This is a genomic window from Natronomonas sp. CBA1123, from assembly GCF_009741925.1.
Lineage (GTDB): Archaea > Halobacteriota > Halobacteria > Halobacteriales > Haloarculaceae > Natronomonas.
In genome coordinates this window covers 43,093-69,184 of sequence record NZ_WPCC01000014.1, presented here as the reverse complement: position 1 = coordinate 69,184, position 26,092 = coordinate 43,093, and the positions used below count along the sequence as shown (strand labels likewise).

23 protein-coding genes and 1 pseudogene are annotated in these 26,092 nt (G+C 64.7%); 12 read left to right on the top strand and 12 right to left on the bottom strand.

Going from position 1 to position 26,092, the window contains the following annotated elements; all coding sequences use genetic code 11:
- The 7 genes from GJ631_RS08730 to GJ631_RS08700 all read right to left on the bottom strand — a co-directional run.
- The coding region (locus tag GJ631_RS08730; RefSeq protein WP_370518608.1) for a WD40/YVTN/BNR-like repeat-containing protein at positions 1-587 on the bottom strand (587 nt) is incomplete at its 3' end.
- A gap of 38 nt (positions 588-625) precedes the next feature.
- Positions 626-1,678 (bottom strand): tyrosine decarboxylase MfnA, encoded by a 1,053-nt coding sequence (gene mfnA / locus GJ631_RS08725; RefSeq protein ID WP_156708779.1) that lies wholly within the window; start codon positions 1,676-1,678, stop codon positions 626-628.
- A gap of 55 nt (positions 1,679-1,733) precedes the next feature.
- Entirely contained in the window at positions 1,734-2,486 is a 753-nt protein-coding gene (locus GJ631_RS08720; RefSeq protein ID WP_156708778.1) for a hypothetical protein, read from the bottom strand.
- Positions 2,487-2,567: 81 nt separating this feature from the next.
- Positions 2,568-4,820, bottom strand: a complete 2,253-nt coding sequence (gene ppsA / locus GJ631_RS08715) for a phosphoenolpyruvate synthase (protein ID WP_156708777.1) — start codon at positions 4,818-4,820, stop codon at positions 2,568-2,570.
- A 131-nt stretch (positions 4,821-4,951) separates the two neighbouring features.
- On the bottom strand, positions 4,952-5,455 hold the full coding sequence (locus tag GJ631_RS08710) for a hypothetical protein (protein WP_156708776.1): 504 nt from the start codon (positions 5,453-5,455) through the stop codon (positions 4,952-4,954).
- 109 nt (positions 5,456-5,564) lie between these two features.
- Positions 5,565-6,464 (bottom strand): PhzF family phenazine biosynthesis protein, encoded by a 900-nt coding sequence (locus GJ631_RS08705; RefSeq protein WP_156708775.1) that lies wholly within the window; start codon positions 6,462-6,464, stop codon positions 5,565-5,567.
- A gap of 63 nt (positions 6,465-6,527) precedes the next feature.
- Positions 6,528-6,977, bottom strand: coding sequence for a nucleoside deaminase (locus GJ631_RS08700; protein WP_156708774.1), 450 nt, complete (start codon positions 6,975-6,977; stop codon positions 6,528-6,530).
- An 86-nt stretch (positions 6,978-7,063) separates the two neighbouring features.
- Between GJ631_RS08700 and GJ631_RS08695 the strand changes: the two genes are divergently transcribed.
- From GJ631_RS08695 to GJ631_RS08685, 3 genes are read left to right on the top strand one after another with little or no spacing between them, the layout of a single operon-like run.
- Positions 7,064-7,756, top strand: coding sequence for a phosphoribosyltransferase (locus GJ631_RS08695; RefSeq protein WP_156708773.1), 693 nt, complete (start codon positions 7,064-7,066; stop codon positions 7,754-7,756).
- A 1-nt stretch (position 7,757) separates the two neighbouring features.
- Positions 7,758-8,351: an HD domain-containing protein gene (locus GJ631_RS08690; protein WP_370518607.1), complete on the top strand. Its 594-nt coding sequence runs from the start codon at positions 7,758-7,760 to the stop codon at positions 8,349-8,351.
- Entirely contained in the window at positions 8,348-9,286 is a 939-nt protein-coding gene (locus GJ631_RS08685) for a prenyltransferase (RefSeq protein ID WP_156708772.1), read from the top strand. The genes GJ631_RS08690 and GJ631_RS08685 overlap by 4 nt, the downstream gene beginning before the upstream one ends.
- Position 9,287: 1 nt before the next feature.
- On the opposite strand, the gene GJ631_RS08680 is transcribed toward GJ631_RS08685, so the two are convergent.
- The gene (locus GJ631_RS08680) at positions 9,288-9,995 is read right to left on the bottom strand and encodes a DUF547 domain-containing protein (protein WP_156708771.1); all 708 of its coding nucleotides are present in this window, start codon (positions 9,993-9,995) and stop codon (positions 9,288-9,290) included.
- A gap of 107 nt (positions 9,996-10,102) precedes the next feature.
- Between GJ631_RS08680 and mtnP the strand changes: the two genes are divergently transcribed.
- Positions 10,103-10,948 carry an S-methyl-5'-thioadenosine phosphorylase gene (gene mtnP, locus GJ631_RS08675; RefSeq protein WP_156708770.1) on the top strand — a complete coding sequence of 282 codons (846 nt, stop codon included), beginning with the start codon at positions 10,103-10,105 and terminating at the stop codon, positions 10,946-10,948.
- Positions 10,949-11,128: 180 nt separating this feature from the next.
- Here the strand turns inward: mtnP and GJ631_RS08670 are convergent, their stop codons facing one another.
- Genes GJ631_RS08670 through GJ631_RS08660 form a run of 3 tightly spaced genes read right to left on the bottom strand, consistent with a single transcriptional unit; the run spans position 11,129 to position 16,070 of the window.
- On the bottom strand, positions 11,129-12,166 hold the full coding sequence (locus tag GJ631_RS08670; RefSeq protein ID WP_156708769.1) for a segregation/condensation protein A: 1,038 nt from the start codon (positions 12,164-12,166) through the stop codon (positions 11,129-11,131).
- A complete protein-coding gene (gene smc, locus GJ631_RS08665; RefSeq protein ID WP_156708768.1) occupies positions 12,159-15,737 on the bottom strand; it encodes a chromosome segregation protein SMC in 3,579 nt (1,192 codons plus the stop codon). Before smc ends, GJ631_RS08670 begins: the two co-directional genes overlap by 8 nt.
- Before the next feature lie 24 nt (positions 15,738-15,761).
- Entirely contained in the window at positions 15,762-16,070 is a 309-nt protein-coding gene (locus GJ631_RS08660) for a hypothetical protein (RefSeq protein ID WP_156708767.1), read from the bottom strand.
- A gap of 149 nt (positions 16,071-16,219) precedes the next feature.
- On the opposite strand from GJ631_RS08660, the gene gatB reads away from it, so the two are divergent.
- Genes gatB through GJ631_RS08645 form a run of 3 tightly spaced genes read left to right on the top strand, consistent with a single transcriptional unit; the run spans position 16,220 to position 19,197 of the window.
- The gene (gene gatB / locus GJ631_RS08655; RefSeq protein ID WP_156708766.1) at positions 16,220-17,713 is read left to right on the top strand and encodes an Asp-tRNA(Asn)/Glu-tRNA(Gln) amidotransferase subunit GatB; all 1,494 of its coding nucleotides are present in this window, start codon (positions 16,220-16,222) and stop codon (positions 17,711-17,713) included.
- Complete coding sequence (locus GJ631_RS08650) at positions 17,713-18,285, top strand: transglutaminase-like domain-containing protein (protein ID WP_156708765.1); 573 nt, start codon at positions 17,713-17,715, stop codon at positions 18,283-18,285. Before gatB ends, GJ631_RS08650 begins: the two co-directional genes overlap by 1 nt.
- Before the next feature lie 57 nt (positions 18,286-18,342).
- Positions 18,343-19,197 carry a bacteriorhodopsin gene (locus GJ631_RS08645; protein ID WP_370518606.1) on the top strand — a complete coding sequence of 285 codons (855 nt, stop codon included), beginning with the start codon at positions 18,343-18,345 and terminating at the stop codon, positions 19,195-19,197.
- A 24-nt stretch (positions 19,198-19,221) separates the two neighbouring features.
- On the opposite strand, the gene GJ631_RS08640 is transcribed toward GJ631_RS08645, so the two are convergent.
- Complete coding sequence (locus GJ631_RS08640) at positions 19,222-19,815, bottom strand: hypothetical protein (RefSeq protein WP_156708763.1); 594 nt, start codon at positions 19,813-19,815, stop codon at positions 19,222-19,224.
- A 184-nt stretch (positions 19,816-19,999) separates the two neighbouring features.
- Here GJ631_RS08640 and GJ631_RS08635 point away from each other — a divergent pair.
- The 5 genes and pseudogenes from GJ631_RS08635 (at position 20,000) to GJ631_RS08615 (ending at position 26,050) form a co-directional block, all read left to right on the top strand.
- Positions 20,000-22,503 (top strand): annotated as a pseudogene (locus GJ631_RS08635) (DNA topoisomerase I).
- 105 nt (positions 22,504-22,608) lie between these two features.
- A complete protein-coding gene (locus tag GJ631_RS08630; protein WP_156708762.1) occupies positions 22,609-23,718 on the top strand; it encodes a hypothetical protein in 1,110 nt (369 codons plus the stop codon).
- Between the two features lie 66 nt (positions 23,719-23,784).
- Positions 23,785-24,510: a phosphoglycerol geranylgeranyltransferase gene (locus GJ631_RS08625; RefSeq protein WP_156708761.1), complete on the top strand. Its 726-nt coding sequence runs from the start codon at positions 23,785-23,787 to the stop codon at positions 24,508-24,510.
- Positions 24,511-24,589: 79 nt separating this feature from the next.
- On the top strand, positions 24,590-25,231 hold the full coding sequence (locus GJ631_RS08620) for a helix-turn-helix domain-containing protein (protein ID WP_156708760.1): 642 nt from the start codon (positions 24,590-24,592) through the stop codon (positions 25,229-25,231).
- 114 nt (positions 25,232-25,345) lie between these two features.
- Positions 25,346-26,050, top strand: coding sequence for a sterol carrier protein (locus tag GJ631_RS08615; protein ID WP_197424916.1), 705 nt, complete (start codon positions 25,346-25,348; stop codon positions 26,048-26,050).
- The last annotated feature ends 42 nt before the right edge of the window (positions 26,051-26,092 follow it).

The following is a 26,092-nucleotide window of genomic DNA, read 5'->3' as shown; positions in this document are numbered from 1 at the left end:
CACGTCCGACCCGCGTCGTCGGTGCGATAGAGGCCGTCGCCGGTCGAGGCGACCCACTGGTCGTCGTCGACGACGAGGACGTGATGGATGTCGTCGTGGAGCCCCTCGCGGCGCTCGCTCCACGTCTCGCCGCCGTCCTCGCTGCAGTGGACGCCGCCGACCTCGATGCCGGCGACGAGTCGGTCATCGCCGGCGGCACGGAGCGCCCGGACGTGTGCCTCGTCGCGGTGACGCGGCGTGTGCCACGACTCTCGAGAGGGGAGCGCTTGGAGCCCCTCGCACTCGGCCCACGTCTCGCCGGCGTCCGTGGAGCGATAGAGGTGGGCGGGATGCGTCCCCACGAAGAGACGTTCCCCGACGGGGTGTTCCAGCACCGAGTACACCTCCGGTCGGGGGGTCTCGATTCGCGTCCACGACCGGCCGGCGTCGAGCGAGCGGTACAACCCGCCTCGCGTCGCGGCGTAGGTTCGGGGGCCGAAACTCCGAACCCGGAGTACCCGGTCGCAGTCGAGCACTCGAACCGCCTCGTCGAGTTCGCTCGGGGCGCCACGGAAGACGCCGTTCCGCGTCCCGAAAAGCAGGTTCATGCGTGGCTCCTGTACGCGGGGGGTCTTGACCGTTCCCCCTACGCGAGTTCGTCGATATCGGCGAGGAACTCCTGTAACATCGGCCGCGTGACGTGGGGCATACAGACGACGCGGGCCTCGTCGGCTTCCGTTCGGGAGATGCGCCAGCCACGCTCCCGGAGGTCGGCGACGAGGTCGTGTGGAAGGTCCATCGCGACGATGGGCAACACGGGCGAGACGACGTCGAAGCCGCGGGACCGGACCTCGGCGGCCAGCCAGTCGGCGTTCGTCTGGGACTGTCGGTACTGTCGTTCGTAGCCCTCGCGCCACAACTCCTCCATGACGGCGACGGCGCTTGCGACACCCGCACCGCTCCGGGTGCCCGTCAGCGTCACCTGCGAGGTGGATTCGAGATACGGCGTGTCGATAGCGAGTTCGTCGAGCAGTTCGGGGCCGCGAGCAAGCAGCCCGCCGGCGGGGACGGCCGCCTGTCCCATCTTGTGGGGGTCGATGGTCATCGTGTCGATGTCGGCGTCGGAGAAGTCCCACGCGTGGGCGGTAAACGGCAGGACGAACCCGCCCCAGGCGGCGTCGACGTGACACAGCGCGTCGGCGTCGGTGGCCATATCGGACAGCGCCGGAATCGGGTCGACGCGGCCGTACTCGGTGGTGCCCGCGACGCCGACCACGAGGGCGGTGTCGTCGTCGATGAGTTCGGCGACGCCGTCGAGGTTCGCCCGATAATCCTCAAGCGGCGCCGTCCGCAACTCGACGCCGAGGATGTCGGCGGCCTTCCGGAACGAGAAGTGTGCGGATGCGGGCGCGACGAAGTTCGGGTCGCGGGTGTCAGCCCGATTGCGCGCGATGCGGACCGCCTGGATGTTGGCCTCGGTGCCGCCGGAGGCGATGTAGCCCGCGGCGTCTTGAAGGCCGGCGACCTGTCCCAACAGGTCGACGGCTTCCCGCTCCATCTTGGCGACCGTCTCGTAGGTGCCGGGGTCGCCCGGATTCGTCGCGAGGAACCGCTCGGCGGCATCGCGCGCCGTCGGGTGGGGTTCGGTACACATCGACGACAGCACGCGGCTGAAATCCTGCGGTTCGGCCCGCTGCATACCTACGCTCAGTCGTGCGGTGCCTTTATCGATTGTGTTGTGCTTACGTGGGGGTTTATGAGGAGTCCTCGAGCGACTCGACCCACGCCGGTCGCTCGACGTCGGGGGCCTCGCTGTCTGTCAACTCGAACTCGAACTGGTAGTCGGCGGATTCCCCGTCGAGGTCGTAGGTCACGTCGACCGACAGCGAGCGAATCCGGCCGTCGCCGTCGACGACGAGTTCCGATTCGTACTCTCGGATGTTCGTTGCGTTGCGCGGGAACGCCGCCTCCGATTCGGGTCGGTCGGTCGCCGAAAGCGTCGTCAGCGTCGTGCCGTTGGACTCCGTGGTGTCGACGACCTCGTACGGTGCCGAGAGGTGCGGTTCGAGCAGCGGCTGTCCCGCCAGCGACTCTGATGCGGTCGGTTCACCGCGGCGATACTGTGGGTCGCGACCGCCGGCTTCGATGCGCTGGTATTCGACCGTTTCGTTTCCCCAGACGATGAACCGGGAGTTCGCCCGACCGTTGTTGATAAGTTGATACCGGTACTCCGCGGCGTCGGCCTCGACGGTCGTTCGCTGACGCCGTTCGCTGGTGAACGACTCACCGTCGACGGTTCCGTTCTGGGTGAGGTTCACCTCGTGGCTGTAGCCCGATGCAGTGACCGCCTCGACGTGGGCATCAAGGAGCGCCGTCGAGTTGGTCAACTGGTCGTCTTCGACGCCCGGTGGCGCCTCCGAGGTGGCGGGGGAGGCTCCCGGAAGTGCCGAACAGCCGGCAAGGGCAAGGAGGAGACACAGCCCAATCGCCGCGTAGGCCCGTTTCATGACAATCAGTCTGTACCCGTCGCGTAAAAAGTGCGTGATGACGGGACGAAGGCGGGATTGAGGGGTCGAGCTACGGTGCCGTCAGCGAACCGAGTCCAACAGCAGTTTCTGCTCGACGCGTTTGACCTCGTGTTGGACATCGCGGACAGCGTCGATGTTCGCCGAAATCGAGGAGACGCCCTCGTTGACGAGGAACCGGGCCATCTCCGGCTTCGATCCGGCCTGTCCACAGATAGACGTCTTTACGTCGTGTTCGCGGCACGTCTCGATGGTGGTACCGATGAGCTTCAACACGGCGGGGTGGAGTTCGTCGAAGCGGTCGGCGACGTGTTCGTTGTTGCGGTCCACAGCGAGGGTGTACTGTGTGAGGTCGTTCGTGCCGAAAGAGGCGAAGTCGATGCCCGCTTCGGCCATCGCCTCGACGCCCAGCGCCGAGGCCGGCGTCTCTATCATGACGCCCCAGTTGCGCTTTTCGGGGTCGATGCCGGCCTCTTCCATGAGGTTCCGGGCGCGAATCACGTCCTCGGCGTCGTTGACGAGCGGGAACATGACCTCGACGTTGTCGTAGCCCATGTCGAACAACCGGCGGAACGCCTCCAGTTCGTGGGCGAAGACGTCCGGGCGGTCGAGGCTCCGTCGGATGCCCCGATAGCCCAACATCGGGTTGTGCTCGTGGGGTTCGTCGTCGCCGCCTTCGAGTTGCCGGAACTCGTCGGTCGGCGCGTCCAGCGTCCGAACGCGGACGGGCCGTGGGTAGAACTCGTCGGCGACGCCGCGGACGCCCTCGACGATTTCCTCGACGTAGGCGTCGACGCCGTGGTCGTCGAGGTAGCGCTCGGGCGTCTTGTTCGTCGAGAGAATCATGTGCTCCATGCGGAGCAGGCCGACGCCGTCGGCGCCGGTTGCGGCGGCGCGTTCGGCGGCTTCCGGAATCGAGACGTTGACCTTCACCTCCGTCGCCGTCATCGGCTTGACGGGGTTCTGGGGCCGGACGTCTTCGAGGGCGTCCGTCTCCGCTTCGGGTTCGGTCGCGCCCTCGGTGACGGTCCCCTTGTCGCCGTCCAACGTGACGACCTGTCCGTCGCCGAGGATTTCGGTGCCGTCACCGGTCCCGACGACCGCGGGCGCGCCGAGTTCGCGGGCGACGATGGCGGCGTGGCTGGTCATGCCGCCCTCGTCGGTGATGATGCCGCTGGCGCGCTTCATCGCCGGCACCATGTCGGGGGTCGTCATCTCGGTGACGATGATGTCGCCCTCGCCGACCTTGTCGAGTTGGTCGAGTTTGCGAACGATGCGGACCGGGCCGGAGGCGATGCCCGGTGAGGCACCGAGGCCCTTCACGAGCACGTCGCCGCCGTTACCGTCGGCGGCCGCACTCTCCGTGGCTCCCTCGGAGATGGTCGTGATTGGGCGGGATTGCAGCATGTACACCTCGCCGTCGATAATCGCCCACTCGATGTCCTGGGGGTCGTCGTAGTGATTTTCGGCGCGTTCGCCGATGTCGACGAGCTTCTCGATTTCGGATTTGTCGAGTACCTGGGCTTTGCGTCGGTCGTCTTCGACCTCTCGCTCGATGGTCTTGCCGGTGTCGGGGTCTTTGACCATCTCGATTTTCTTGTCGGCGACGGTCGTCTCCAGCACCTCGCCGGTCTCGCGGTCGACGACGTAGTTGTCGGGGGAAACCGACCCAGAGACGACGGCCTCGCCGAGGCCCCACGCCGCCTCGATGATGATTTTCGGCTCGCCGGTCGAGGGATGAGAGGTGAACAGCACGCCGGACTTCTCGGCGTCGACCATCTGTTGGACGACGACCGCGATGTCGACGATTTCGTGGTCGAACCCCTGTTCGTTGCGGTAGTAAATCGCCCGTTGGGTGAAAAGTGAGGCCCAACAGCGCTTTACTCGGTCGACGAGGTCCTCGCGGGTGATGTTGAGGAACGTCTCCTGTTGGCCGGCGAAGGAGGCGTCCGGGAGGTCCTCGGCGGTCGCCGACGACCGGACCGCGACGAAGGATTCGCCCTCCTCGAGGTCGTCGTAGGCCGCGAGGATGCCGTCTCGAACCTCGTCGGGCAGTTTCGTCTCGAGGATGAGTTCCTTGGCTTTCGCCTCCGCTTCGGCGAGTGCGGTCGAGTCCTCGGAATCGACGTCGACGGCCTCGAACAGCTCCTCGTCGATGCCGGTCTCCTCGATGAACGTTCGGTATGTCCCTGCGGTAACTACGAAACCGGGCGGAACGGGCAGCCCCGCGGCGGTCATCTCGCCGAGCGAGGCGCCCTTGCCGCCGACCGACCCGAGGTCGTCGGACCCGATTTCGTCCAGCCAGAGTACAGCCATCTTGTATGGGAGAGAACCGCCGAGTCGCTAAAGAAGGTTCCGAAGCGAATCTCGGCGACAAGGATTGTCGGGACCGATAGCCGACAAACTCGATATTTGACGTTCGAACGGCCCGTTTCCGCGGATTTCGGTCAGTCGCTCTCCTCGACTTCGTGGTCGCCGACGACGAGGTTGGCGCCGCCGGTCCAGACGACCTGCACGCGGCGGCCGACCTCGATGCCGCTGGCGTCCTCCGGTGCCGACTCGGCGGCGGCGGTCACCTCGCCGTCGGCGGTGTAGACGGCCGCACTGTCGCCTTCGACGACCGTATCTCCGTCGCCGGAGAACGCCGACCCGTCGGCGATGGCCTCGCCGTCGATGCGGAGTTCGACGTTCTCACGGTCTACCTCGTCGGGGCCGTTGCTCGTGGCGGTCACGACCCGGCCGTCGAGTTGCTCCATCGCGAAGCTCACCGTCGGCGAGTTGCCGACTTCCTCGGGGTCGATACCGTCGTCGCTTTCGTTGTCGTCGCCGTTGCCGTCGTCGCCGTTACCGAACGGCGAGGAACACCCGGCGAGTCCTGCGGTAGCGGCCAGCGCCGCGCCGCCGAGATACGTTCGTCTGTCGATACCGTCGTGTGGTGTTGTCTCGTCCATTGGAGGGTCGGAGAGGGTCGGTTAGCGAGCGATTCGCGCTTCGGGGACCGAAGCTATCGGCACGTGCCACGGCGTCGATAAAACTCTTTTCAAGCCGTGTCGGCGCGTCTCAGGCCTCGATGATGTCGTCGGCCTCGTACTCCGGGACGACGACCGACCCGTCGAGTGCCGTCACCGCTCGGCCGCCGACGGAGACGGGGTCGGCTCTCGCCCGTACCCGAACCGTCCCGGGTCGGTCGACGAAGTGGCCCTGTTCGAACACCATTTCCTCGGGCAACTCACCGTCGAAAGCCCGCACCTCACGGAGGTACGCACCGACTGCGCCCGAGGCGGTTCCGGTGACGGGGTCCTCGTCGACGCCCGCCGCGGGCGCGAACATCCGCCCGTGGAGCGTCGACTCGGCGTCGAGGGCGTCGAAGGTGAACGCGTAGACGCCCGTCACGCCCACCTCCTCTGTGAGGTCCGCGACGGCACTCATATCGGGGTCGAGGTTCGAGACGCCCTCGAGGAAGTTCACGGGGACGACGAGGAACGGCAGGCCAGTGGTGGCCGTCGCCAACGGCAAGTCGGCGCCGATGTCTTCCAGCGTCGCGGGGTCGGCGCCCAGCGCGTCAGCGACCCGCTCGTAGTCGAGGTCGACCCGTTCCACGTCGGCGGTGTCCTGTGTCATCCACACCGTTCCGTCCTCGATGTCGATGTCGAGGACGCCGACGTTCGTCTCCAGCGTCGCCTCGGCGTCGAGTTCGCCCGCTTCGGCGAGGAAGCCGTGACTCGCTATCGTCGCGTGGCCACAGAGGTCGACCTCCTGTGTCGGCGTGAAGTACCTGACTTTACGGTCGGCATCGTCGCTCGGCAACAGGAAGGCGGTCTCGGAGGCGCCGAGCTCGTTCGCCACCGCCTGCATCTGCTCGGCGTCCAGTCCCTCGGCGTCGGGAACGACGCCGGCGGCGTTGCCGGAAAGCGGTTCGCTGGTGAAAGCGTCGACCAAGAGCGCACGTCGCGTGTCCATACACCCGCCACGGAGCGCGGGTTTGTTAAGTGAGGTGGCGGGATGCCAGCCGTTCTCGTACCACTACCAGAACGACTCGTGGACGGCGCGGCCAGCCTCGTTTGCGACGCCGCCGACGACTGGGCAGTCGAGTATCTCCGAGGCGCGTGTCGCGGGTTCGCCGCCGGCGAACTCGACGACTTCGTCGGCGCCGACGCTGTAGACGACTCGGCCGAACCCCGCGTACCGCATCCCGCCGCTGCACATCGGGCAGGGTTCGGTGCTCGTGTACATCACCGCCTCGGCCCGCGTCTCGGCGTCGAGTTCCCGGAGGGCCCGATAGGCGAGGTGGAGCTCCGGATGCCGTCGAACGTCGTCTTCGGTGAGCACGCGGTTGGATTCGCGCATGACGACCTCGTCGCCGACGACGAGCACCGACCCGAACGGTCGGTCGCCGCGGTCGACCGCCTCGCGGGCGAGGTCGATGGCCTCGGCCATGTGACTCTCGTGGTCGAAACGCTCGAAATCGGGCATGGTCGAGTCGTCGGCCGGCCGAGACATAGACGTTCGCCCCGCGACGGACGGACAGATTAACGACACCGGCGTTCCTCCCACCCGGTATGAGCGACCTCCCGGACGAGTTCAAGTGTACGATTACCAACTGGGAGTACATCTACGGGCTGTGCCGCGGCGTCTCGAATCAGGTCAAAGCCGCCGAGTTCGAACCGGATGTCGTCGTCGCGCTCGCGCGCGGCGGCTGGTTCGCCGGCCGCTGTATCTGTGACTTCCTCGGCATGGACGATTTGACGAGCCTGAAGATGGAACACTACGTCGGTACCGGACAGAAGGCGGACGAACCGACCGTTCGCTATCCGATGCCCGAGGGGAGCGTCGAAGGGAAAGACGTCCTCGTCATCGACGACATCGCCGACACCGGTGGTTCCATCGAGCGGGCCCACGAGTACGTCACCGACCGCGGTGCCTCGGAGGTCCGAACCGCGACGCTGCAGTTGCTCCAGACCAGCGAGTTCGAACCCCAGTTCGTCGGCGAGCGCCTTGAGGAGTGGACGTGGGTCGTCTATCCGTGGAACTTCATCGAGGACATGATAGACCTCATCAGTGGCGTCATGGAGAAAGCCGACGCCGACACGTTCACGCGCGGCGACATCCGCCACTACCTCGCGGAGTTCCACCGCGTCGAGCGTATCGGCATGGAAATCGCCCAACCGAACCGCCTCGACGAGGTCCTCGAAGAGATGGTCCGCCGGGACGCCGCCGAACGGGTCGGCGAGGACCGGTGGCAACTGGCCTGACGTGTCCGACTCGCTGGACGCCCTCGTCGAGGCGTACGCCCTGAAAGACGAGACGCGCACCGGCTGGCAACTCCGTGGCATCGAGGCCCCCGAATCCGTCGCGGCCCACACGTGGGGCGTCGCGTTGCTCGTCGTCCGCTTCTGTCCGCCTGAAGTGGACCGCGAGCGGGCGCTGACGTTGGCTATCGCCCACGACGTGGCCGAAGCCGAAACCGGCGACATCGCCACTCGCGCAGAAGCCGGCGCCCAATCCGTCGACGCCGAGGAGAAGGAGCGCCGTGAACGCGAGGCGATGGCGGGCCCGCTCGCGGCGCTCGGCGAGGAGATTCACGAGGTGTGGGCGGAGTACGAGGCCCGAGACACCCCCGAGGCCCGCTTCGTCAAGGACATGGACATCCTCGACACCTGCCTGCAGGCGCTGGTATACGAGCGACAGCAACGTTACGACCCCGACGCCGACAATCCCCACTTCGAGGAGTTCGACGACCTCGACGAGTTCTTCGCGACCGGCGAACCACGGCTGTCAACCGACCGCGGCCGTGAACTGTTCGAGTCGATTCACGAGCGCTACGAGACCGCAAAGCGAAACCGATGAGCGTGGATGCGGCCCTCCGAGAGGCGGTGCCGCGGGCGTGGGCACTCTGGAAGATGAGCCGCCCGTCCCAGTTGTTGCTCATCGTCGCTGTGTACGCCCTCGGCGTCGCCATCGCCGTGGCCAGCGGAACGTCTCTCGATGCCCGCGCGGTCCTCGCCGGCGTGGCTGCGCTCGTTCCCACGGCGGCGGCCGTCCACTACGCCAACGAGTACGCGGATTACGAAACCGACGCCGATGCCGACCGGACACCGTTTTCGGGCGGCAGTGGCGCGCTCCACGTCACTGGTCTCCCGCGCCGTCTCGCACGCGAGGCGATGGCCGTCACACTCGTCGTCGGAGCCCTCGCCGGGGTCGGGCTCTTGCTCGCAGGTCTTCTGTCGACGGCTGCCGCGGTGCTGTTGGCCAGTATCGCCGTTCTCGGATTGCAGTACTCGCTCCCGCCGCTGTCGCTGGCGTGGCACGGCGTCGGCGAACTCGACAACGCTCTTCTGGGCGGGCTGCTGTTGCCGTGTTACGGCGCGGCGGTGCTGGGGGGTCTCACGGTTGATGTCGCCCTCGCCGTCGTCCCGTTTACCCTGTTCGTGTTCGTCAACCTTCTCGAAACGCAGTGGCCCGACCGGATGCCCGACGCCGACGTGGGGAAGTACACCCTGCCGACGCGGTGGTCGAAGCGCCGCCTCCGGACGACGTACTGGCTTGTCACGACCACCGGGGTCGTCTCGCTGTACGTCCTCACGGCCGATACGGCGCCGCTGCCGGGGGTCGACCCGATTCCCCGACTCGTCACCGCCGCGACGCTGCCGGCGCTGCCGCTGTTCGTCTGGGGCGGCGTCCGCTACACCCGCCGCGAGGAGCCGTTTCCGGCGGTCGTCGGGATGGTTCTCGTCGCCGTCGCCCAACTGCTGGCGTGGGGGTATCTGGCTGTCTTCGCGTAGGTCACCACTCCGAGACGGGCGCGAAGCGTCCCGCGTCCAGCGACCAGTCGTAGTCGGCGTAGTCGATGTCGGGCGTCACATCGGCTGGTATCGCGTCGTACTTCCGGAGGAACTGGAGGATTCCGCGTCGGCCGCCGAAGTCGCCGCGAAACCACAGCATGAGTCGCGGGATGGTCACCACACCTGCCTCGGCGTCGTAGACGGCCTCACTGTCGAGATAGCCGCCGGACGCGAGGTCGAGTTGGGCGTCGATTCGGTCCGCCTCGTAGGCCGCGATGGGGGGACAGGAGGCTGCTCCGCAGTTCAGCGCGAAGTGGATTCGCGGGTCACGCTCCTCGACGCGGAAGGCACGTTCGAAGGCGTCAGAGAAGGGGTTCGGGACGTAGCCGAACCCCCACTTCGGATGGGACCGACGAAGCATACCGTGTTCCACGTCGTCTAACGAGAGGTCCCGACCCGAGACGGCCACAAGCGGCGCTCGGAAGAACGACGAGCGAGCCTCGAACGCCGCCGGGTCCGCAGAAAGCACCGACTGTGCGGTCGCATTGTAGACGTTCAGCCAGAAGGCGAGTCGCTCGGCATCGCCGTCGAGCGCCGCGTGGAGTCGCTCCCGCGGCAGGTCACGCAGGGAGGCGGCGATTTCGTGTGCCGACTCGCTGCGACGCACCGACCGCAGATACGCCTCGGCCAACGCGAGCGGGTCGTCCATAGCCGATAGAGGCGTCGCCGGCACATGGGTGTTGCTCGCGTGTGTGTCCCGACCGGGAGCCAGCGGCGGGACATACACCGAAGTACCACCCGACCGAACTCCCTCCCATGCTCGGCATCATCGGTGGCAGCGGCATCTACGAGTCGCTCGGCTTCGAGAACACCTACGAAGAGCGCGTCAAGACGCCGTTCGGGTCCCCCAGTGCACCGCTGGAGGTCGGCGAGGTCGATGGACGGGAGGTCGCCTTCCTCCCGCGACACGGCCGGAACCATCAGTACGACCCGACGAACGTGCCGTACCGGGCGAACATCCACGCGCTGAAACAGGCCGGCGTCGACCACGTCGTCGCCACGAACGCCGTCGGCAGTCTCTGGGAATCGCTCCCGCCGCGGACGCTCGTCGTCCCCGACCAGTTGTTCGACCGGACCCGCGACCGGCCGCGGTCCTTTTTCGGCGACGGCATCGTCGCCCACGTTTCGATGGCCGACCCGTACTGTCCACATCTCTCCGAAGCGCTCGTGGAGGCGGCAGATGCGACTGATGCTGAGGTCGAAGACGGCGGTACCTACGTCTGTATCGAGGGCCCGCAGTTCTCCACGCGGGCCGAAAGCGAGTTCTACCGCGAGCGAGGGTTCGACCTCATCGGGATGACGACGGTTCCGGAGGCCCACCTCGCACGCGAAGCAGAACTGTGTTACGCCGCCGTCACCGGCATCACCGACTACGACGTGTGGCACGACGAAGAGGAGGTCTCACTGGAGACGGTGCTGGGTCACGCCGCGGCCAACGAGGAGTCGATGAGCGACCTCTTGGACGCCGTCGTCGGGTCAGTCGACAGCGACTGTGACTGCGACTGTCGGTCGGCGCTGGACGGCGCCATCAACACGCCAGCCGAGGCTATCGGCCACGAAAAACGCCAGAAACTGGAACTCCTTCTCGACGATTACCGCTGACGCCCGTCTTCACGGACGTACGTCAGCGCCGTCACGACGTCGTCGGGGTCTACCCGGTCGCGTGTCTCTTCCAGTCGTTCTCTGAGGCGAGTCGGTGTCATGTGTGGTATTCACTACCACATTGCCACAAATAAATTCACCGGCAAACGTTGCAGGGGTTTTTTCGAACGGAGATGGTGGTCAGTCGTCGGCTGGAGCGGCCTCTTCGGCGGGAACTGCGGCGGGGTCCTGTACCCACAAATCGCCGAACAGTTCGTCTTGTTGGAGGCGAACCTGTCCACGATGGGCGAGAAACAGCAATCCGAGGAACGTGTTCACCCGGGAGCCGCCGGCCTCCCGGACTTCCGCGAACAGCACCTCCTCACGTCCCTGGTCGTAGTGGCCCTGTAGTTCGACGTACACGTCGTTGATGATGTCCTCCATGTGTTCGTCGTGGGCCGTCCCGGTCACGTCGTCTGCCGTCGGCTCGTCGTCCATCCGGAGGTCGTCAGCGCCGTGGTAATCCAGCGTCTGCGTCCCCCGCGAAAAGCCCGACGGCGACTCGGAGGTGTCGTACGTTCTCGACTCCTTCCACCACGTCTCCCGTTCGTGTTCCCGGAGGTCACGCACCAACTCGTCGAGGGTCTGGGGCATACCGCGTGCCCGTTTCCGCTCGATGCGGCGGTCCATCTCGGCTTCCAACTGCTCGAAGGGGTCGATTGCCGGGCCGCCCTCCTCCGGCGGCTGGGTTTCCCAGGGTTCCTCCTCCCACTCGTCTTCGGGTTCGTCGTCGGTCCACATCGCGTCGCTTTTCATCCGCAACAGCACCGACGCGTAGAACAGCGCCCGTCCGCCGGTCCGCAAATCCGCCTCGTCGAGGCGGTCGAGGAACTTGTCGGTCACCGTCACCACGTCGATGTCCCACGGGTCGATTTCGCCGTCGTCGGCCAACTGGACGAGCAACTCGACGGGTTCGACCTCGTCGTCGTCGGTCTCCCGCGGGTCCGAGACGTCGAACTCCGAGAGGACCGACTCCTCGTCGGGGGTCTCGCCGTTGGTTTTCGAGCCGTCGCCGTTGGCCTTCGGGCCATCCCCGTTCGCCTCGACACCGTCGGCCTCCCGCTTTCGCTTCTCGTCGTCGTGGCCCGCGATGTTCAGCGGAATCTCCTCGGCGGCGCCGCCGTCGGTTCGCTTTTCGGCGCCGTCCTCCTGCTGTTCGTCGTCCGACTCGTCAATCATCTGCTGGCACCTCCCCCGACGACAGGTCGATACCCGTCACCGCCGAGACGTTCTCGTCTTGCATCATCACGCCGATGGCGCGCTCGGAGCGCTCCAGAAGCGCCGCCCGGTGGGAGACGACGACGAACTGGGCGTCGCCGGCCAACTCCTCGACCATCTCGCCGACCATTTCGGCGTTGGCGGCATCGAGGAACGCGTCGACCTCGTCGAGCGCGTAGAACGGTGCAGGGTTGTACCGCTGGATGGCGAAGATGAACGCCAGTGCCGTCAGCGATTTCTCGCCGCCGGACATCGCATCGAGTCGCTGGACCGGCTTGTCGCCCGGTTGGGCCTTCATCGTCAGTCCGCCCTCGAAGGGGTCCTCGGGGTCCTCCAAGACGAGCTCCCCGGACCCACTTGAGAGGCGGGCGAAGATGTCCTGGAACTGCTCGTTGATGCCCTCGTAGGCCTCCATGAACGTCTCTTTCTTCCTCGCTTCGTAGGCATCGATGCGCTCCCGGATGCCGTCGGCTTCCTCGACGAGCGTGTCGCGTTTCTCCTCTAAGTCGTCGAGTTCCTCGGCCACGCGGTCGTACTCGTCGATGGCCTTCATGTTCACCGGCTCTAGGGCCGTCATCTCGGCTTCGAGACGGGCGATTTCGGAGGTGACCGTCTCGTGGTCCGGAATCTCCTCGGGGTCGTACTCGCCGACCTGTGAACTCAACTCGTCGATTTCCCACTCGAGGCGCTCGAGTTTCTCCTCTATGTCCGCCAGTTTCGACTCGACGCGGGAGACCTGCTCTTTCTGTTCGTCGCGCGCCGATTTCGCGTCGGCGAGTTCGCCCTTCAGTTCCTCACGTTCGCCCTTCAACTCCGAGAGTTCGTCCTCCAGTTCCGCGACGGCTTCCTCCTTGGCTTCGAGTTTCCCCTCCTCGTCGGCGATGGCCTCCTCCAACTCGACGACGCGGTCTTCGGCCTCGGCCTTTCGGTTCTGGGCCGTCTCGATGTCGTCGTGGAGTTCCTCGATCGCCTCCTCGGCGTACTGCTTTTCGAGTTCGAGCTCGTTGAGGTCGCCGTCGAGGTCGTCCATCCGGTCTTCGATGTCGGAAATCTCTCCGCGGATTTCCTCCGCCTTGCTCGTCAACTCCGGAATGTCGGAGTCGGCGAGTTCCTGCTCTAGCTCCTCGATTTCGGCCTCTAATTCCTCTATCTCCTCGTTTTTCGCCTCGATGTCGTCCTCGACAGAGGCCATCTCGGCTTTCACGTCCTCGCGTTCGTCCTCGATGTCGGCGAGTTCGTCCTCCAGTGACTCGATTTTCGACTCGACGGATTCGCGGTCGCTTTCGACGGACTCGATGTCGTTTTCGATGTCGCGGACGGTTTCGGCGGCGTCGGATTGGCGGTCGCGGGCGTCGTCGAGTCGTTCCTCCACGTCGCGGATGTCCTCACGAATCGACTGCTTTTCGTCCTCCAGTTGGGTGATGCGCTCGGCGACGCGTTCGAGTTGACCCTTGCCGCTCTTCGTAAAGGAGTACCGGGAGCCGGATTTCGACCCACCGGTCATCGCACCCGACTTCTCGACGAGGTCGCCGTCCAGCGTGACGAGTCGGAACTCGCCCATCAAATCGCGGGCGGTCTCCATGTCCTCGACGACGAGCGTGTCGCCGACGACGTAGGAGAACACCTCCGAATACGTCGAATCGAAGTCGATGAGGTTGTACGCGAAGTCGACGACGCCGGGCAGGTCGGGCGCCGACGGTAGCGACCGACTGTGCATCTCCGTCATCGGCAGGAACGTCGCTCGACCGGCGTTTCTGGATTTGAGATGTTCGATACAGCGCTGGCCGACGCCGTCGTCGTCGACGACGACGTTCGCCAACCGCCCACCTGCGGCGGTCTCACACGCCGTCGCGTACTCGGCGGAGACGCCGCCCAACTGCCCGACGGTGCCGTGGACGCCGTTCATATCGGCGTTCAGAATCGTCGTCACCGCCCGGCCATACGAGGTGTCGCCGCTCTCGCCGGCGCGGGCCTCGAGTTCGGCGTACTCCTGCTGTTTCGCCGAAAGGTCGTCCTCGACGGATTCGAGGTCCTCCTGTAAGCCGCGTTTCTCCTCGCGAAGGTCCTCGACGACTTCCGTGATGGTCCCGCGGTTGGCCTCGGCCTTCTCCAGTTCGTTTTCGAGGTCCGAGAGTTCAGCGTCCAACTCGGGGAGTCGGTCCTCGGCGGCCTCGATTTCCTCGCGCTTCTCGCGTTCCTCCTTCGAGCGCCGTCGGGACTCGTCCAGAAGGCGGTCCTGCTCGCGCTGGAGGTCGTTGCGCTCGTCTTTGGCCTCCTGTATCGCCTCGCGTTTGGCCTCCAGAGCGTCGCGAACTTCTTCGTACTCGGTGTCGACGGCCTCGATTTCGGCCTCGACGTCCTCGAGTTCGCTCTCCTTCTCCTGTACGTCGGCCTTCAGCGAGGACTTCTCGACCTTCTTGTTGCGGATGTCCGCTTCGAGGTCCTCGATTTTCTCCTGTTTGCGGTCGACCTGGACGAACGCCTGTCGCCGCTTGGCCTCGCTGTCCTCGATGCGCTCCTCTGCGGCCTCGACTTTGTCTTCGAGCCGCGAAATTTCGCCTTTTATCTCCTCGATTTCGCGTTTGATGGCGAGCTGTTCGTCCTCGCCTTTCCGTTCGATTTCGGCGTTGAGGTCCGCGAGGTCCTCCTCGAGGCGGGTGACTTTTCCTTGCCGTTCGTCGAGTTCGCGCTGGAGGTCCTCCAGTTCGGCCGCTTTCTCTTCGCGTTTCTCGGTCGCGGCTTCGAATTCCTCGCGTTTGTCCTCGAGTTCCGCGGCCTTCTGATACCCTTCGTACTCGGCCTTCTCGTCTTTGAGGTCCTTGTACTCGAGTGCCGTCTCGCGTTCGTCTTCGAGTTGGTCCAGCCGCGTCTCCTTCTCCTCGATGCGGAGTTCCGCCTCGTCGACGCGCTCTTGGACCGTCTCTAACTCCTCGAAGGCGTCGGCCTTCTTGGCGTCGAATTCGGCGACGCCGGCGATTTCGTCGATGATTTCTCGGCGGTTGCCGGCGGTCATCGTGATGATTTCGGTCACGTCCCCCTGCATCACGACGTTGTACCCTTCGGGTGTCACGCCCGCCTGTGCGAGCAAATCGCGGATATCGGAGAGGTTCACCGACCGACCGTTGAGGTAGTAATAGGAGTAGTAGGTGTCCTCGTCGGTCTGTTTGACCCGTCGGCGAATCGAAATCTCCTCGACGTCGCCGACCTTCTCCGAGCCGGCGGCGGAGACGACCTGGTCTCGGGAGAGCGTGCCGTCGGCGTTGTCGAGGATGACCTCGACGGCGGCCTCACGCTCGCCGGCGAAGCCGTCGTCGGCGTCGTCGTGGCCCGGATTGTAGATGAGGTCGGTCAGTTTGTCCGCGCGGATGCCCGAGGTACGGGCCAATCCGAGCGCGAACAGAATCGAGTCGATGATGTTGGATTTCCCGGAGCCGTTCGGACCGCTGATGGTGGTGAAGTCCTCGTAAAACGGGATTCGAGTCTTACGGCCGAAGCTCTTGAAGTTGTCGAGGACGAGCTCTTTGATATGCATGGGGGCGCTCGTGGCGTCCCCGAATCAGGCGACGATGATGTCGTCGCCGGACTCGGAGTCCGCGTTGTCCTCCCCGTCGGCCTCCTCGCTGTTAACCTCGTCGGCCGACGCTTCCCCGTCGTCGGCCGCGTCCTCGGTCTCCTGCTCGGGCGTCTGCTCCTGTGCTTCGGCTCGGGTCATCCGACCCTCGAGCACGTCGTTTTCGATGTTGACTTCGCTCTCGACGGCGTGGAGTCGCTCCTTGGTTTCGACCAACTCGTCGGTCAGCCCGTCGATGGTCGCTTCCAAATCACGCACCTTGGCCTCGAGTTCCTCCACTCGGTTCCCGGACATACCTCCATTGGGCGCCCCCGGACGTATAAAGGTGCGTCAGACATTGACAACAGTTCTGATACGTCGCGCGGGCGACCCACCTCCGTTCGGTAGTCTGCTTCCCGCATCCGTTCGTTAGCCTAATGCATCCCCGCGAGTACGTACACCCAATGACCGCACAGACCGCCGAGCAACGTGACCTGACGGCCGTCATCGGGCTGGAGGTTCACGTCCAACTCGAGACGGACACGAAGATTTTCTGTGGCTGTTCGACCGACGCCGCCGCCGACGAGGAGCCGAACACCCGGACCTGTCCCGTCTGTCTGGGGCTGCCGGGAGCGCTTCCGGTGCTCAACGAGGGGGCCGTCGAGGCCGCCGTGAAGGTGGGGAAGGCGCTCGATTCGGACATCCCCGAGGAAACCCGGTTCCACCGGAAGAACTACTACTACCCCGACCTGCCGAAGAACTTCCAGATAACGCAGTACGACGCGCCGGTGTGTGACGGCGGCGAACTCGAATTCTCCGTCGAAGGCGAGCGCCGGAGCGTCCGCATCGAACGCGCTCACCTCGAGGAGGACCCCGGCAGTCTTCAACACGCCGGGGGCTCCATCGACACCGCCGAGTACACGCTCGTCGACTACAACCGCGCCGGGACGCCGCTGATGGAAATCGTCACCGCCCCTGACTTCCGCGGCGCCGAGGAGGCCCGAGCGTTCCTCGCGAAACTCACGGAAGTGCTCGAATATCTCGGCGTCTTCGACGCCACACGGGACGGCAGTCTCCGCGTCGACGCCAACCTCTCTATCGTCGACGCGAGTGAGGTGGACGACGACGGCGCGATTTCGACCGACGTACTCGAATCGGCCAACCGCACCGAGGTTAAGAACATCTCCAGTCACAAAGGCGCCGAGAAGGCACTCGCCTACGAGGAGACTCGCCAGAAAAACGCCATCCAGCGCGGCCGCGAAATCCAACAGGAGACGCGCCACTGGGACGAGTCCCGCGGCATCACCGTCTCGATGCGTTCGAAGGAAGAGGAGAAGGACTACCGCTACTTCCGGGAGGCTGACTTGCCGCCGCTGCGCGTCTCCGACTGGAAGGCGAAAATCGACATCCCGGAACTGCCCGACGCCCGCCGCGAGCGGTTCCAAGCGGAGTACGGCCTCGATGCCGAATCGGCCTCGAAACTCACCTCCACGAAACAGGTCGCGGACTTCTACGAGCGCATCGCCGAGACGTTCGACGCCGGACTGGCGGCGACGTGGGTCGCCGACAACCTTCTCGGCGAGTTGAACTACCGCGACATGTCGATTACCGACATCGAGGGTCGCCTCGACGAGTTCGCGCGTCTCGTCGATTTGGTCGACGACGACGAAATCACGACGAAAAACGCCGAGGAAATCGTTCTCCGGCGAATGCTCGACGACGAACTCACGCCGGACGACATCGTCGAGGAGGAAGGCCTCGGCAAGACCGACGAAGGTGCCGTCGAGTCGGCCGTGGAGTCCGCCATCGAGGCCAACCCCGACGCCGTCGAGGACTACCACGCCGGCGAGGACGGCGCGCTCAACTTCCTCGTCGGGCAGGTGATGCAGGAGACGGGCGGCAGCGCCGACCCCGGTACGGTCAACGAACTGCTTCGGGAGTCACTCGCCGAAAACTGATGAATCCCGGTCAACGCGTCGACCCGATGGCGGTTCGTTCGACTGCGGTCTCTGTGGCCAGCGACTACACCTCGGCGGGCAGCGACTTCTCGTATCACCAAGCGGCGGCGATTCACCACCACGTCAACGAGACCATCAACTACGTCCCCGACCCGCGTTCGCGGAACTACATCGCCCCGCCCGAGGAAACCTTGGAGACGGGTGCTGGCGACTGTGACTGCCAAGCCGTCCTCGTCGCCTCGCTACTGGAAGCCATCGGCGCGACGACACGGCTGGCGACCGTCGAAGCGCCCGACGGGAGCCGACACATGCTCCCGGAGGTGTACCTCGCAGACGAGGGCGAAGACACCGCGATAATCGCCAACGACCTCGGCGATTTCTACGGCAGTCAGGGGTACTCGACGGGCTGGTTCAACTACGAGACGGATTCGAGTGGAATGGTGTGGTACCCGGCCGACACCGCGATGGGGTCGTACATCGGCGACCTCTCTTCGCTCTCCGACAGCGGCTACGTTGACGACTACACCGACGGGTCGTGGTCGTGGTACTCGGTCGAGTACCACCACTACTGACGAGGGGTTTCCCTACTGGTTGGGTACCGGTTTGAACACCCTGCGCGACGTAGTACTATGCTGATGTTCGAGTCAGCACTTACCGAGGGGGCCGTACTGGCGGACGCGCTCCTGCTTCAAACGTCGCAGGCGGAACTGCTCGGCCGGATTCGAAACGACGCGCTACTGAGTGCGTCACTGTGGGTGAACGTCGCGTTGGCCGGACTGTCCGTCCTGCTGTTTGTGTATATGGGTCGGAGCGTCCAGTCGCCACGGGCGAAACTCATCTGGGGGGCGACGCTTTTGATACCGCTGGTGTCGCTGTCGAGCTATCTGGGTTTGCTCTCGGGGCTGACGGTCGGACTCATCGAGATGCCACCTGGCCACGCGCTCGAAGGTGAAATGGTCCTCAGCCAGTGGGGTCGGTATCTGACGTGGGCGCTGTCGACGCCGTTGATTCTACTCGCGTTGGGGCTGTTGGCCGACGTCGACCGCAGTGATTTGCTCGTCGTCATCGCCGCCGACATCGGGATGTGTCTCACCGGGCTCGCGGCGGCGCTGACCACCTCCTCGTACGCCTTCCGGTGGGCGTTCTACCTCGTCAGCTGTAGCTTCTTCGTCGTCGTTCTCTACGCCCTGTTGGCGGAGTGGCCGGCGGCCGCCGAAGCCGCCGGCACCGACGACATATTCGGGACGCTCCGGACGCTGACGGTCGTCCTCTGGCTCGGCTATCCGATAATCTGGGCGGTCGGCGTCGAAGGGTTCGCACTCGTCCAGTCGGTCGGCGTCACGTCGTGGGGCTATTCGGCACTCGACGTGCTCGCAAAATACGTCTTCGCGTACATCCTCCTGCGGTGGGTCGCCGATAACCAAGACACTGTCGAGCGAGCAAACGCCGGTGCAGTGGGGACGGGAGCCCCGGCCGACGACTGACGACGCTTCGGGTTCGGTGGACGCTCAGTCGCTTTCGGCGTTGTCGACGTTTTCTCCCATCCTCGCGACGGGGTTGTCGGGGTCATCGACGCGCGGGTCGAGCGCCAACAGCACTCCCAACAGCACCGCAGCGACGACTTCCAGCGTCTTCGAGACGACGGCCAGCGTCACCTGTCCGGGTTGGTCCGCGCCGGTGAACATACCGACGAGCGGGTCGATGTAGTGAGACGAGACGACTTCGCCGAGTCCTCCGTGGCTGTGGTCGGCCGAAGCCACCTCGCCGGCGCCGGAGAGGCCGTGTTCGAGGACGGAGTGCCACGCCAGCCACCCGACGACGAAGACGACCATCACGCCGATGCCGAGGACGTACGCCCGACGGTAGTCGAGGGCGCCGGCGGACGTGGCGAGGATACCTGCGAGGATGGCGAGTGCCGCCAGCGTGAACAGCCACGGTTCCGGCTGGGACAGCGCCTGCTCGCCCGCGAAGTACTGTCCGAGCAGACCGGCCCGGCCGAGGCGTGCCAGCTCGGCGACGCCGACGACGAGGTGGATGACTGCGACGGCGCCGACGACCTGCAGCGTACCGAAACGGAGTTTCCGTGCGGTGGACTCCTCCATGTGCGCTCGTCGGGACTACGCGAGCAAGAGGGTGCCGGTCCGGAAAGCGACCCACTCGGACTCCACTCGCGTGCGTGAGGCGCGCCGCGCACGCGCTCAGACGCCCGCAGGCGCCCCCTAATGCGGTTTTATGGCTGTTACGACGAAAGGTTGAAACCCCGAGTCGGCGTACCCCGAGGTACTCGTGGAACTCATCGTCACCGAAAAGGACAACGCCGCACGGCGTATCGCCGACATCCTCTCCGACGGCGGCGCGTCCGCCGAGCGCCGAAACGGCGTCAACGTCTATCGCTGGGGCGACAAGCGCTGTGTCGGCCTCTCCGGCCACGTCGTCGGCGTCGACTTCCCCGCCGAGTACGCCGACTGGCGTGACGTTCAACCGGCGGAGTTGGTCGACGCGACGTGGTCAAGACGCCGACACAGGAGAACATCGTCCGGACGCTGCAATCGCTGGCCGAGGAGTGCGACGAAGCGGTCATCGCCACTGACTACGACCGTGAGGGCGAACTCATCGGCAAGGAGGCCTACGAACTCATCGAGGAGGTCGCCGACGTGCCCATCTCCCGGGTCCGGTTCTCCTCGATTACCGAAAACGAGGTGAAAAGCGCCTTCGCCGACCCCGACGACCTCGATTTCGACCTCGCGGCCGCGGGGGAGGCCCGACAGGTCGTCGACCTACTGTGGGGCGCCGCACTCACTCGATTCCTCTCGCTTTCGGCCAAGCAGTTGGGCGAGGACTTCATCTCCGTCGGCCGGGTGCAGTCGCCGACGCTGAAACTCATCGTCGACCGCGAACGCGAGATTCAGGCGTTCGACCCCGACGACTACTGGGAGCTGTTCGCCGACCTCCTGAAGAGCGAGGAACGCTTCGAAGCCCAGTATTTCTACCGAGAGGACGGCACCGAAAACGAGCGCGTCTGGGACGAAAGCGACGCCGAGGCGGCCTTCGAGCAACTGCAGGGGGCGCGGGAGGCCATCGTCGAGTCGGTCAACCGCCGCCGCCGCAGCGACGACCCGCCCGAGCCGTTCAACACCACTCAGTACATCCGTGCCGCCGGCTCTATCGGCCTCTCCGCCCAGAAGGCGATGAGCGTCGCCGAGGAACTGTACACCGCCGGCTACATCACTTATCCGCGGACGGACAACACCGTCTACCCCGACGACCTCGAGCCTTCCGACCTCCTGGAGTCGTTCGTCGGCCACCATCCCTTCTCGGAGGACGCCCAGTCGCTGCTCGATGCCGGCGACATCGAACCGACGGCGGGCGACGAGGAGACGACCGACCACCCGCCCATCCATCCGACCGGCGAGATTCCCGGAAAGCAGGACCTCTCGGACGACGAGTGGGACGTGTACGAGCTCGTCGTCCGACGGTTCTTCGCAACCGTTGCCGACGCCGCCGAATGGGAACATCTCAAGGTCGTCGCCGACGCCAACGGCTGTCTGCTGAAGGCCAACGGCAAGCGCCTCGTCGAGGCCGGCTACCACGAGGTGTACCCCTACGGCTCGACGAGCGAGAACTACGTCCCCGACGTCGAGGAGGGCGAAGTTCTCGACATCGAGGACGCTCGCATCGAGGCCAAACAGACCCAACCGCCCCGCCGTCGCGGCCAGTCGCGGCTCATCGAGACGATGGAGGGCCTCGGCTTGGGGACGAAAGCCACCCGCCACAACACCCTCCAGAAACTGTACGACCGCGGTTACATCGAGGGCGACCCACCACGACCGACCAAACTCGCGATGGCCGTCGTCGAGGCCGCCGAGGAGTTCGCCGACCGCATCGTCGACGAGGAGATGACCGCCCAACTCGAAGACGACATGCGGGCCATCGCCGAGGGCGAGAAGAACTACGACGAGGTGACCGCCGAATCCCGCGAGATGCTGGCGACGATTTTCGAGGAACTCCACGACTCCCGGGAGGAAATCGGCGAACACCTCCGGGAGTCGATGAAGGCCGACCGGACGCTCGGGCCGTGTCCGGAGTGCGGTGAGGACCTCCTGGTTCGGCGGTCCCGTCGGGGGTCGTACTTCGTCGGCTGTGACGGCTTCCCGGAGTGTCGCTACACCCTCCCGCTGCCGAGCCAGGGCGAGCCGACCGTCCTCGACGAACGCTGTGAGGAACACGACCTCCGTCACGTGAAGATGCTCGCCGGTCGCAACACGTTCGTCCACGGCTGTCCGCGGTGTAAGGCCGAGGAAGCCGAGGAAGCCGACGACGAGATAATCGGTCCGTGTCCCGAGTGTGGCGAGGAACACGGCGGCGAACTCGCCATCAAGCAACTCCGCTCGGGGTCCCGCCTCGTGGGGTGTACCCGGTATCCGGAGTGTGAGTACTCGTTGCCGCTGCCCCGGCGTGGCGACATCGTCGTCACCGACGAACAGTGTGAGGAACACGGCCTGCCGCATCTCCACATCGTCGACGGCGAGGACGACGACGACCCCTGGGAGTTGGGCTGTCCCATCTGCAACTTCGAGGAGTATCAGGAGCGACAGGCGGTGTCGGCCGTCGAGGACCTCGACGGAATCGGCGAGAAGACCGCCGCAAAACTCGCCGAAGCGGGCATCGAGTCGCTGGAGGACCTCCGGGGTGCCGACGCCGAGGTCGTCGCGGGAGAGGTACAGGGCGTCTCCGCCGACCGGGTTCGGGAGTGGCAGGCCCAGGCCAACGCCGGCGTCGCAGCGGACTGAGCGGTCGATTCAGCGGTCGATACAGGCCACGAACTTATTGGTGCTCGTTGTCAACATATGCGAGAACGGGGTATGTGGGAATCGATACGCGAGGAACGAGGGCAGATGATACTCATTGCGGGACTGCTGATAGCGGTGCTTCTGGTCGGCCTCGCCCTCGTGGTCAACGGCGCCATCTACACGGAGAACCTCTCGTCGCGGGAGGTCGAGGGCTCCTCACAGGCGCTCGCGGACGACCCCCCGACGACCGAACGCCTCACCCGGTCGATGCGGGAGGCGAACTACAACAGCGACACCGCCAGTTACGTCGAGCGCCGGTCGGCGATTAGACAGAACGTCTCGACGTGGGACCAACACCAGGTGGCGTCGAGCGTCCAAAACGGGCGGTTTGCCTCCTCCGAGGTGGCGGCGATGCAGAACGGGACGCGCGTAATTCAGTCGGATACGAATGACTTCATGCCTGCTGGTAATGATTTGGACCAAGAGTTAATAGATACGACACTTGACCCATTTGGAATAACTGGTCGGACGAGTTGGCTCGTGGTTCCTGATGCAAATACTCGGGCATTCAACATGACTGTGGAAAAAGACAGTCTTAAGACGGTTGACGGTGGCCTTCTGGACGATTTGACCAATCTCTTGAGTACTATATTAACGGGGAATGATGTATTCTGGGTCCAGTTTGATGATGGTTCCTCTGTCTGGCGTGTCTATTTAGTTGAGGCAGACAACAAGGTCACCGCTGTCATCACTGAGGATGATGGTTCGGAAGATGTGGTTGGAGTCTGTCAAATTAGTGGCACCCAAGCAAGCATCCGGTTCGGAAAAAATGAATTGGTCAGCGGTCAAGATACACAAGCGTGTTCGGAACTCTCTTTCACCGAAGAGATCGGTAAACACGATATGTACTTTGTCGGTGGTAATAATGCTCAGGGAACATATCAGATTATTATAGGTGAGCATGAAGACGACTTCCAAAACAAAATTGAAGATGAGTATGATGATTTTATCGGAGACTTACTAGATTCATTAACATGTTGGACGGGAGTTCTCGGGTCGTGTGACGACGACGTTTATCGGTCTAGCCCAACCCCTGATGGTCCCTACACAACAACAGCCGTCTACGACACCTCCGTCGAGATGACGTACCAGACCGACCGGATGCGGTTCACGCGGAACCTGACAGTCGCACCGGAGTCGTCCGGACTGCCGTAATTCTCACCGGCGGCGTCCGCCGAGTAAAGCGAGGTGTTTTTAGCCGCCCGCGGGTTTCGAGAGGGTATGAGCGCGCCTTGGGCGAACTGGGACCACATCGTCAAACTCGACCCCGACAAGACGCTCGTGGACGGCGAGACGTTCGAGGACGTGTGTGCGACCGGGACCGACGCCATCGAAATCGGCGGGACGACAGGGATGACCGAAGAGAAGATGGCTCGCGTCGTCGAGGCGACCGCGGCCTACGACATTCCCGTCTACATCGAACCGTCGAACGTCGGGTCGGTCGTCCACCGCGAGGGACTCGACGGCTACTTCATCCCCATCGTGTTGAACGCGGGTGACGTGTTCTGGACGACCGGGGCCCACAAGGAGTGGGCTCGCCTCGATGCCGATATCGATTGGGACCGCACGTTCACCGAGGCGTACATCGTTCTCAACCCCGACTCCTCGGTCGCCGAGTACACCGAGGCGGATTGCAATCTCGACGCCTCCGAGGTGGCGGCCTACGCCGAAGTCGCCGAGCAGATGTTCGGACAGGAAATCATCTACATCGAGTATTCGGGGACGCTCGGCGACCCTGATATCGTCCAGGCGGCGACCGAGGCAGTCGAGGATGCGACGGTGTTCTACGGCGGTGGCGTCGGCGACTACGACGCCGCCTACGAGATGGGGCAGTGTGCCGACACCGTCATCGTCGGCGATTTGGTCCACGACGAGGGCGTCGACGCGGTTCGGGAGACCGTTCGGGGGGCCAAAGACGGTAGCGCCGAACGGAGCGACGGCGCTTGAAGCGTCCGTCTTCTCGCAGTCGTGTCTTCGACGGGTCACGAACGGACTTATCATCTTTGCGGCAAAACGGCCTGTATCGATGAGCGTCATCGCCGAGTACGCGGTCCGGTCCGACGAACTCGCGTTGGGGGAGACTCTCGGTACCGTCTCCGAGGTCGAACTCGACGTCGAGCGGTCGTACGCGACCGAACCGACGAAGCCGATTCTGTTCGTCTGGGCGACCATCGCCGACGGTGCGGCGTTCGATGCGGCGCTGGAATCGGACCCGACGGTCGGCGAGTTCGGGGTGTTGAGCGAGGTCGACGGCGACCGACTGTATCGCATCACCACGACCGACCGAATCGGGGTGGCGCTGTATCCGGCGTGGGTCGAGCTGGGCGCCGAGCGGCTGGAAGCCCGCTACGCCGACGGGTGGTGGCACGCACGGACGCGGTTTCCCGACCGCGAGGCGCTGTCGGCGTACCGACAGTACCTCGAGGACAACGGCGTCGAGTTTCGTCTCGAACGGATTTACGGGTCGACACAGCGGGACGACGGCGCTCGGGCGCTCACCGAGGAACAGCGGGAAACGCTCGAACTCGCCCACGAACTGGGGTACTTCGACGTTCCACGCTCGGCGACGACGACCGACCTCGCGGCGGAACTCGGCGTCTCCAATCAGGCGGTGTCCGAACGGCTTCGCCGAGGATACGCCCGTCTCGTCGAGGAGACCATCGACTGACCGGACTCCCCGTATCTTTGGAGTCGGTGTGTGGTCGGACCCGGGTTTTGCCTCACATCTCGGTATAACCGTGTATTTATTATGTAGGTGAACGTGTATGTGGTACTGTTGGTCATGACTCTGTATCCCACGGAACAGTGGTTGGACGAATACGGACGCCTGCTCGACGAGAGCGATGCCCTCGATGAACTCGCTGGTAGCTGGGGTCGCGGCTTCAACGGTGACATCATGCTCGTCATCTCCGAGTTACCGCTTGAAGAGACGACGCTCGCTGAACTCCCCGAACAGGCCCTCGCCGGTATCCCGGAGGACGTTCGCGAGGGAATCGGTGACGTGACGCTCGCGGACGCTCCGGAGACGTTCGGCGAGGCGCTGCGGCCGTCGTTGCCCGCACAGGTGCGGGAACTCCTCTATCAACTCGAAGAGAACGTCACCGACGGCACGCTTTATGCCTATATCGGTTTGGAGGGTGGTGACTGCACCGGCGTCGAGGTCGTCGGCAGTCCCGAAGAACACGACGTCGGATTCGAGGTCAGCGCACCTTACAGCACGTGGCGGCAAATCGTCGACGGCCGCCCGGTCGCGTCGGCGCTTCTGACCGGCGACCTCGACGTGACCGGCAACCAGGTCCGACAGGTTCGGTACTCGGCGATGTTCCAACTGCTCGGTCACATCGCTGCCGACGTGGAGACGACTCACCTCTTCGAGGGTGACCGTTCGTCGCCGGCGACGGCGCTCGTCGACGAGGCCGTCCGACAGCCGGCGTTCATCCAGCGAACCGCCGAACGGCAGGTCTCCCGGACGCTGAACCTGCTGTAGACGGACGGCCGCCCGGGTTGTGACCGACCACTGGACGGCTCG